Source organism: Rudaea sp. (assembly GCF_057139185.1).
Window position 1 is genome coordinate 110,623 of sequence record NZ_DBNHDN010000038.1, and the last position, 8,137, is coordinate 118,759.

General features: G+C 65.1%; 8 protein-coding genes. 1 reads left to right on the forward strand and 7 read right to left on the reverse strand.

Annotation, left to right across the window (positions count from 1 at the left end):
- Positions 1–11 precede the first annotated feature (11 nt).
- The 6 genes from AC16HO_RS13135 to ykgO form a co-directional block, all read right to left on the reverse strand.
- The gene (locus tag AC16HO_RS13135; RefSeq protein WP_484335529.1) at positions 12–2,486 is read right to left on the reverse strand and encodes a DUF349 domain-containing protein; all 2,475 of its coding nucleotides are present in this window, start codon (positions 2,484–2,486) and stop codon (positions 12–14) included.
- Positions 2,483–3,712 carry a TraB/GumN family protein gene (locus AC16HO_RS13140; RefSeq protein WP_484335530.1) on the reverse strand — a complete coding sequence of 410 codons (1,230 nt, stop codon included), beginning with the start codon at positions 3,710–3,712 and terminating at the stop codon, positions 2,483–2,485. The genes AC16HO_RS13135 and AC16HO_RS13140 overlap by 4 nt, the downstream gene beginning before the upstream one ends.
- A gap of 115 nt (positions 3,713–3,827) precedes the next feature.
- On the reverse strand, positions 3,828–4,712 hold the full coding sequence (locus AC16HO_RS13145; RefSeq protein ID WP_484335531.1) for a carbon-nitrogen hydrolase: 885 nt from the start codon (positions 4,710–4,712) through the stop codon (positions 3,828–3,830).
- Positions 4,709–5,743 carry an agmatine deiminase family protein gene (locus AC16HO_RS13150; RefSeq protein ID WP_484335532.1) on the reverse strand — a complete coding sequence of 345 codons (1,035 nt, stop codon included), beginning with the start codon at positions 5,741–5,743 and terminating at the stop codon, positions 4,709–4,711. The genes AC16HO_RS13145 and AC16HO_RS13150 overlap by 4 nt, the downstream gene beginning before the upstream one ends.
- On the reverse strand, positions 5,740–6,084 hold the full coding sequence (locus AC16HO_RS13155; RefSeq protein WP_484335533.1) for a hypothetical protein: 345 nt from the start codon (positions 6,082–6,084) through the stop codon (positions 5,740–5,742). Before AC16HO_RS13155 ends, AC16HO_RS13150 begins: the two co-directional genes overlap by 4 nt.
- A gap of 177 nt (positions 6,085–6,261) precedes the next feature.
- Positions 6,262–6,387 carry a type B 50S ribosomal protein L36 gene (ykgO, locus tag AC16HO_RS13160; RefSeq protein ID WP_008215056.1) on the reverse strand — a complete coding sequence of 42 codons (126 nt, stop codon included), beginning with the start codon at positions 6,385–6,387 and terminating at the stop codon, positions 6,262–6,264.
- 248 nt (positions 6,388–6,635) lie between these two features.
- On the opposite strand from ykgO, the gene AC16HO_RS13165 reads away from it, so the two are divergent.
- Entirely contained in the window at positions 6,636–7,595 is a 960-nt protein-coding gene (locus tag AC16HO_RS13165) for a tyrosine-type recombinase/integrase (RefSeq protein ID WP_484335534.1), read from the forward strand.
- A 329-nt stretch (positions 7,596–7,924) separates the two neighbouring features.
- On the opposite strand, the gene AC16HO_RS13170 is transcribed toward AC16HO_RS13165, so the two are convergent.
- A partial coding sequence (locus AC16HO_RS13170; protein WP_484335535.1) for a hypothetical protein occupies positions 7,925–8,137 on the reverse strand: 213 nt, incomplete at its 5' end.

Sequence of the window (8,137 nt, forward strand, 5' to 3'; positions counted from 1 at the left end):
TTCGACCGCGATCAAGGCAGGGCTTCGATACCTGCCCGGGCCGAGCGCGCGAAACGGTCCTCGAGTTCGACCGCCTGCGGTGGCTGCATGAGCCAAGCGCGCATCAGTCGCGCAAGCTCGGACTCCGGCGTCGCCGCGCCGCGATCGCGCATGCGTGAGGCGAGGCGCTGGACCTGGAAGTTCATGCGCCGCTGGCGGTCTTCAGCCGGCGTTTCGAGGCCGGCGAAGAACTCGAATTCGACAAGCAGGTCGCGTGCCGGGTTTTCGTCTTGTCCTTCGGCAAACGGTGCCACTGACATCCTGGCCAAGCGCGCATCGAGTACTGCGCCGAATTCGGCCGGGGCGGGGTGCTCGTGCCAGGAGGCAGCGACAGCCTCCGCAGTCTGCGCGCCGGTTTCCACGGCGCGCAGCACGGTGTATTTCGCCAGCGCGTCGGTATAGCCCGCCAGACGCTTGCACCGCGCCGCGCCCCGCAAGCGCGACTCGAGCGCGTCGTGCGCTTTGCGGTAGCGCTGCTCGAGCGCACGATCGGACGAACCCAGCGCGTGCCAACGCGTGTCGATGTCGCGCAGTTGTGCTTTCGCCTCGTGGGTATCGTCGTCGCGCAAAGCTTCGAGTTCGGCGAGCAGGTTCTGCGCTTGTGCGCGTATCGCCGTCGATTGCTCGTCGCGTTGCTTGCGCGCCACGTCGAGCTGGCCGAAAGCGGCATCGACCGCCGTACGGAATTCTTTCCAAAGGCGCTGGTCGCTGCCGCGGCGGCCGTGGCCGAGTGCGGTCCACTGCGTCTGCAATTCGCGTGCATCGCGCGCAACCGCGCGGCCGTCGCTCTGCTGCCGCAAGGCCGTGGCGCGTGTGATCAAGCGCCGCTTGGCCGCTTCGACTTCGTCTGCGTGCGCATCTAGGCGCGGCGCGAGTTGATCGATCGCCGCCTTGATCTGCCTGGCCAGCGTGGTGCGCGTGCGCGGATCGACACCGTCGAGCGAACGCAGTGCGTCGCCGAGTTTCTGGCGCAGTTGGCCCGCTGCTTTCCAGTCGATGATCTCCTCCGGCAACGCGGCGGCTTCCTGCAGCAGCTTGCCGATCTCGCCGGCATGCGACTTGCGCACTTCGTCGCGCTTGTCGAAGTAAGTCTTCGCGGGTTTCAGCGCGCGATGACAGAGGGAATGGAAGCGTCGTGTCAAACTCGACTCGATGCCGCCGGAAATACCCTCGGCCGCATCGAGTCGCTGCCATTCTTCGCGAGCTTCCCGCAGGCGCAACGCAAGTGCGTCGGGATGCAAGCCGGACTGCGCAAGCTTGTCGACGTCCTCGCAGAGCATTTCTCGCCGCCGGCGGTTGGCCCAAGCCTGCTGCTGCTTGAGCTCGCTGTAGTGCGCGTGCAGCGGTGCAAGCCTGGCTTCGAGTGCGGCGGGCAATGGCACGACCATCGCGCCAAGGTTGAGCAGTCGATCGTGCAGCGCGTGCGCGGCCGATACCGTACCCGCATCGAGCATCGCTGCGTAGCGCGGCAAAGCCTGCTCCATTTCGTGCAGATGCGCGCGGCGCAGTTCGCGCTCGCGTTGCGCCTCGCTGGCCGCACTCGCAAGTGCGGCGTCGAAACGCGCCTGTGATGCGAACATTTCGACACCGGGCATCGCAGGTGCGGCAGCTTGCGCCTCGGGCTGGGTTTCCTCGACGTCTGGCGCAACCACGCGGGCGGGCGAATTCCGCACGTTGATCTTCGTCTGTCGCACGAGTGCGTCGGCGCCGCAATAGCGCGCGAGCAGATCGGTCGGCACCGCGTTACCCAGTGCCCCCCAATCGCGCACGATCGCCTCGTAGACCACGTCGTCAGCGGCGGGTGCCCGCACCAATGCCTCCATGCGTTCGCACAACGCGCGTGCCTTTTGCGCGACGGCAGCCGCATCGCCGCTGCCGATGCGCCGCGCTTCGACCAACTCGCGCGCGCGTCGGCTGACGGTTTTGTCGGTCTTGCGCGCACGCTCCGCGATGCGATCCAGCGCGGCGGTGTCAACGACGCGCTCGAGTGCTGCGAGGCGGATCGCGGCATCGGGATCGGCGATCGCGCGCTCGGCGATGAGGGCAGGGCGCGTCACCCGCGCGAGCGCGTCGGCGCGCAGCTCTCGATCGGCAGCACGGGTGGCGACGCGTTCGAGTTCGTCCGCGCTCAGCGTCTCGAGTTCGGCGATGCGTCGCGACAGCGCCGGCACGCGCGAGTCGCTCGCGCACAGCAGGAAAAGATAGGCCTCGCGCGAGATGCGGCGGACGGCTGCGTCTGCGTCGCCAGTCGAACGTTCGCGCCAGGCTTCGTAATCATCAAGGCGCTTGAGTGCGGCCAGGCGCACACCGGCATCGGCATCGGTGCGCACGATCCGGGGCAGAGAGGCAATCAGTTCCGCGTCGTCGGCGGAAGCGACGGCGACGCGCCGCACCTCGGCGTTCTTGTCCTGCCACTTCGGTTTGAACAGCAGACGTGCGAGATTCATAGCAGCTTGCTCAGGATGCGGATGCCGGCGAGATATTCACCGAGGATCATGCCGAAATTGCTCAGCAGGAAGACGAGCAGGGTGCGCGAGACGCGGTTCTTCCACCAGCCGCGCCAGTCGATCACGTCGTCGCGCAGCGATTCGAAATCGGCGACACGTGGCCGGCGCAGCGACATCTCGACGGCCGCCGCGACCGCGCCAACCGGCACGAACGGACGGAACGGTTTCAACGGCCCGACCACGAACGCGGTCAGCGCGCTGAGGATATGGCCGCCGCCGAGCAGCGCACCGAGCGCGGCGAAGCCGCCGGTGAACAGCACCCAGACCTTGATCGCCTCGACCCCGAAATGCGCGCCGCGCGTGAACGTGTAGGCGATCGCGGCGACGATGACGGCGAGTACGCCGAAACCGATCCAGCGGGGCCACGGCGAGGCCGGCGGCAGCATGTTGAGCGATTCCGTGCACCGGGTCGGGTCGTCCTGCTGCGTTTGGATCGCATCCGTCATGCCGGCAAGATGCCCCGCGCCGATCACCACCAGCACCCGCTTTACCATCGTGCCGAGCGCCTGCGCTTTCGCGCTTTCCTCGCGCAGTCGCGCCGACATGAAGCCGTCGCGCTCGGCGATCAGGCTGCGGAACAGTGGCTCGGATTGTTCGGCGAACTCACTGAATGCACTTTGCAGCATGTCGCCCTGCTTGAGCTTCTCGATATCTTCCTCGGCGACATCGCCGCGTTCGAACAGGCTGGCCACGAGCCCGCCGAGCAGGCCGAAGCGCGCGAGAAAACCGACGCTGCGATAGGCGCGCTTCAGTGTCGTCGCGACTTCGCGATCTATGAGCCAGACCGGCTTGTGCTGAGCCTCGGCGAGTTCCGCCGCGGTCTTCATCTCCGCACCGGGTTCGATGCCGAACTGTTCCGCAAGTCGGCGCTGATACGCCGATAGCGCCAGATTCGCCGCAACCATGCCGGCCTTGCCCTGACGGATGATCTGCAGCAGGTCGAGGTTGCGCCATGCCTCGCGGTCGCGCAACGCACGATAGCGCGTGTCGCACAGTTCGACCGCGATTGCGTCGAAATCCTGCGATCCGATCAACTCGCGCACCGCCTCGACCGAGGCGCGCGACACATGCGCCGTGCCGAGCAGGGTGTATTCGACGCCATCGCGGGTGATGCGCGCAAGCGGCTGGTCGGTGACGGGGGAGGTGGGGAGGGGCGGATCGCTCATTCGATTTTCTTTAGCCGTCATTCCAGCACAGGCTGGATTCCGGTTTTTGTTTTTTGTGTCGGAAGTAGCAGCTGGATTCCAGCCTGCGCCGGAATGACGAGCGCGTAGGTGGTTGTCAGTCGCGAAAACGCTTCAGCAAATCGCCATAGGCGTCGATGCGCCGGTCGCGCAGAAACGGCCAGATACGGCGCACGTTCTCGCTGCGCTGCATGTCGATGTCGACGACCAGCAGTTCGCGCTTGTCGGTAGCGGCCTGGGCGAGGAATTCACCTTGCGGGCCGGCGACAAAGCTCGATCCCCAGAACTGGATTCCGCGCGCACCGTCGGGCGCGGGCTCGAAGCCCGTGCGGTTACAGGCCAGCAGTGGCAGGCCATTGGCAACGGCGTGGCCGCGCTGCACGGTGATCCAGGCGTCGCGCTGGCGCGCCTTTTCCGCGGCGTCATCCCCCGGGTCCCAGCCGATCGCCGTCGGGTAGAGCAACAGGTCGGCGCCGGCCAGTGCCATCAGGCGCGCGCCTTCCGGGTACCACTGATCCCAGCACACGAGCAGGCCGAGCTTGCCGACCGACGTTTCGATCGGTTCGAATCCGAGGTCGCCCGGTGTGAAGTAGAACTTCTCGTAGAAGGCGGGATCGTCCGGAATGTGCATCTTGCGGTACTTCCCGCCAATGTCCCTGGCTGCATCGAAGACGACGGCGGTGTTGTGATAAAGCCCGACCGCGCGGCGCTCGAACAGCGAGGCGACGACCACGAGCTTGAGTTCGGCGGCGAGTGCGCCGAGGCGTTGCGTGCTCGGCCCGGGAATCGGTTCCGCGCGATCGAACTCGGCAACATCCTCGTGCTGACAGAAGTACGCACCATTGTGCAGTTCCTGCAACAACACGAGCCCTGCTTTGGCCGCGGCCGCTTCGCGCAAGCCTGCCTCGATGGCGTCGAGATTGGCCTCGCGGCTGCCACGATCGGTCTCCTGCAACAGCGCGACACGCAATGTCTTGCTCACGTCAATGCTCCTTGCGGCAACTGCATGGTCATGCAGTGCAGGCTGCCGTTCTGCCAGATCAGCGCGCGGCAGGGGATGGGAATGATCTCCCGCCCCGGGTGCGCATCGCCGATGATGCGAGCCGCTTCGGCATCCGCGGGATCGTCGTAGGCTGGCACCAGCACGGCATCGTTGATGATCAGATAGTTCGCATACGAGGCTGCCAGGCGACGGCCGCCGTCGAGGATGGGCTTGGCCCAGGGCAGGGCATGCAGGCGGTATGGCCTGCCCTCCGGCGTGCGCAGCGCGGCAAGCTCTTCGCGCATGCGCGCAAGCTCGCCGTGATGGGTGTCGGTCGGATCGTCGCAGGCCTGGAACACGATCGCCTCGTCCGGCGCGAAACGCGCCAGCGTGTCGATGTGCGCGTCGGTGTCGTCGCCCTGCAGGTAGCCGTGTTCGAGCCAGAGTACGCGCTGCGCGGCGAGCTTGTCGCGCAACAACTGCGCCATCTCCTCGCGACTCTGTTCGGGATGCCGTTGATGCAGGCAGCGCCAGGTTGTCAGGATCGTGCCGTTGCCATCGGATTCGATCGCGCCCCCCTCGAGCGCCCAATCCACACGCACATGCTCGACCGGCGCGAACACGCCGCGAACGACAAGGTTGCCGACCAGCGCGTCGTCGCGACTCGCGCCGAACTTGCCGCCCCAGCCGGTGAAGCGGAAGTCGGTCAGACGCAGGCGCTTGCCGTCGACGAGCGTGATCGGTCCGGAATCGCGCAACCAGGTATCGTCGTACTCGACGGCAACGAGTCGGATGCTCGCCTCTTGCGCCCCGGCGCGACGCAACGCCTGTTCGGCGCGCGCGCGTACCGCAGCGTCGGCGACGCACAGCACCACGTGTTCGCGACGGGAGATCGCGGAAATCAAGGCGGCACAAGTGGCTTCGACCTGGTCAAGCCGCGGCGCCCAATCGGTTTCGGCATGTGGCCAGGCGAGCAGGACGCCGTGCTGCGCCTCCCATTCCGCGGGGAGGCGGAAGCTGGACGCCGTCATCGACGCGGCACGGCGCCCTTCGGCCCGATCTCCTCGGCCGAAACGCGATTTATCACGGTGTCGATCACGCGATCGCGCTCGAAATAGACCGTATAGTCGGCATAGACCCAGCGGTTGATCGTCGGATGCCAGCGCGAATCGCCGCCGGCCGGAGCGAGTTTGCTCAGCGGCGCGCCGTACCGGTTTTCCACCTGCGCCATCGACAGCCCGCGCGTGGGGGTGATGCGGCCGCTCTCTTGCTTGACGCGATCGATCAACAAGGTGTCGGCATGCGCGCCGCCGAAGGTGCCCAGAGCGAGCACGGCGGATGCCGCTAAGAGAAAAGGACGGTGCAGCGTCATGGCGCATTCTCCACGTTGGCTATTCCATGCGATCGATGGTGCCAAGCCGGCATGACCGTTGCAATACCAGCAGTGCCAAGCGGCGCAATTGGTGAATCAGTGCAACCCGAAAACGTGAAGGCCGCCACCAGGCGGCCTTCACGGCAACGATCGGCTTGCGAGAGCCGAGCGACCGGGTCAGCGCTGGCGCGCCTTGAAACGCGGATTGCTCTTGCAGATCACAAACACTTTGCCGCGGCGGCGCACGACCTTGCAGTCGCGATGACGCTGCTTGGCGGACTTGAGAGACGAAAGGACTTTCATGGGAATTTCCGAATATCAGGGCGGTACGGGCGAATACAGCCGCGCATTGTAGCGCAGGCTCGATCGATTCGTACAGCCTTATTTCGGGATTCCCGCATGAGCACCTCATCATGAACGTTCGTGAATGTATATTATGTAACATACAGAATAGCTGGCACAAAATACCAATAAATACAATTACTTGCGAGTGTTGAACGGAAACAGAAAAGCGCGAAACCGTGATACCACGTGGTTATCGTAAACCTGTCTTGACGCTGCCTGCGGCGCGCGATCCGGACGTCGAGGCGTGGCTGGTGCGCTTCGGCACGTACTTGCGCGGCTGCGGCCGGTCGACGGCCACGGTGCGCGTCTATAGCGGCGTGCTGCGGCGCTGGTTTGCGGCCGGCGGCGCGCTGCTGCATGTCGATGAGGAGCGGATGCTCGGCTACCTGTACGCGCGCCGCGCGCACGTCGGCCAGGCGACGATCAATGCCGACCTGAAGGCCATCCGCGCGTGGCTGCGGTTTCAGCACGCACTGGGCACGATCGAGGCATCGGCCGAGCTGGCCAAGCTTCCGCGCCAGCGCCGCATGCCGGCGCGGCTGCCGCGCTACTTGACCGACGAGCAGATCGGCCGTGCGATGGCCGTACCGGATCCCGTCACGCTGGCCGGCCTGCGCGACATGCTGATCTTGCGCGTGCTGTACGAAAGCGGCTTGCGCGCTGCCGAGCTTGCAGGCCTCGAGTTCGGCGACGTGCTCGACGATGGCTATCTCTACGTTCAGCACGCCAAACTCGGCAAGCGCCGCTACGTGCCGATGACGGCGGAAACGCTCGCCATGATCGAACACTATCGCCAGCGCCGCGGCGCGGCTGGCCTGGGCCGATGCCGGCGCATCTTTGTCGGCCGCAGTGGGAAGCCGCTCACCGCGCAAACCGTCTGGGAAATCGTCTCTCGCTGCCTGCACGCTGCCGCTGGCATCGGCGCCGGTTACGGGATGCTGCGCATCGGAGGCACGTCGCGGCCGTGGACGGGCCGCTACCCGCATCTGCTCCGCGCCAGCTTCGCGACCGCATTGCTGCATAGCGGATGCCCGCTGACCGCGATCGCTGAAATGCTCGGGCACACGAATCTCGCGACCACTGCGATCTATTGCGGCGTCGACCTGACGCAGTTGCGTGCCGCGGCGAAATGCCATCCGCGTGCGCTTCGCGACATGCAAAAATGATCGAGCGAGAAACGCCTCTTTGTTAGGCTGCAAGCTGGCAGTTCTTTTTTCGACCATGTTGTTGAATTGCTGAAAAATATACTTTTTCGTTTGGCGTGATAGGCTGCCAAGTTAGATGGCGTTTCGCCGCCTACTAGTAGTTAGCTGCCAATAGCGCGGCGACGCGCGCTTTTGTCCATTCGCCAGCGGACCCCTGTAATTCGCCCACTGCCTGCCTATACGCCGCAAGCTCGCATTGCGCAGCAGAACGTTCGGCGCAAGCTTCATTAAGCGCCGAACAGAGCGCGCGCATATGTACTAGCAATTCTTCACGGCTAAGTTCTCGCGATTCAATTTCCATTTTCTGTTTCCTGTCGGTTGTCAGCTAACTCTGCGCTCAAGGCGACCTTCGCTTCGCTACGGCGCCTTAGCTTTGGCGTTAGGCCGCAGGCATTGCGTCGATCGGCACCTTCACCGCGTAAATTCTGGCGGCCTTCGCGCCGGCCCAATTTCCTAGCATCCGCATCACTTCGTTTTTGTCCATTGAGCACGGACCATTCATC